Raw genomic sequence first — 627 nt, 5'->3', positions numbered from 1 at the left:
CAGCGACTGAAGCTCTTGTGCACCGCCTTCCAGGGCGGGAAGCTCTTGGGCAGCAGTCGCCACGCGCAGCCCGTGCGCACCAGGTAGACACAGGCGTTGAGCACCGTGCGACGCGCATACCGCGGAGGCGCCCCTCGCAAGCCATCACGCTCGAACAGGTCAGCCACCAGGGCCCACTCGGCATCGGTCAGATCGGTGTTCATGCCGCTGGGGCTGTCCTCGCGCCGGTGGGCATCGGTATAGCCCACCCGCAGCGGCGTACCGCCTTGCACCAGCGCACGCGGCGTCTGCCTGCGAATGGGCTTGAGTCGCTCAATGCCCGCCTGCCGCAGCGCCTTGCGAACCGTGACCGTGCAGACATTCATGCCAGTACGCCGCCCCAACTCCCGCGTCACCTCGTCCAGCGACGAGCGCGGCTGCTCCGCGGTGATCGCTCGCAGCACCGTCAAATGCTCGCCATCCAGCAGCGGCCGACGCCCACCCTTGTTCTTGCCTTCGCCCATGTTTGCTGCTCTCCCGCTCCTCCGCCTTCTCGCGGACAACGCAGATTAGACAATCATTTCGGCGACACCCTCTCAGAACGTGTGAACGAAATGCGCCCCTGAACCGTTGAGCATTGCATGGACG

The 627-nt window shown here is 65.7% G+C and carries 1 protein-coding gene; it reads right to left on the bottom strand.

Annotated elements, in window-relative coordinates:
• Positions 1-503: transposase (locus tag AACH11_RS24735; protein ID WP_341376961.1), on the bottom strand; the 503-nt coding region annotated here is incomplete at its 3' end.
• Positions 504-627 lie beyond the last annotated feature (124 nt).

Source organism: Pseudaquabacterium rugosum, assembly GCF_038066575.1.
Lineage (GTDB): Bacteria > Pseudomonadota > Gammaproteobacteria > Burkholderiales > Burkholderiaceae_C > Pseudaquabacterium > Pseudaquabacterium rugosum.
Note: the sequence above shows the minus strand (reverse complement) of the source record. Positions and strands in the feature narration are given on the sequence as shown.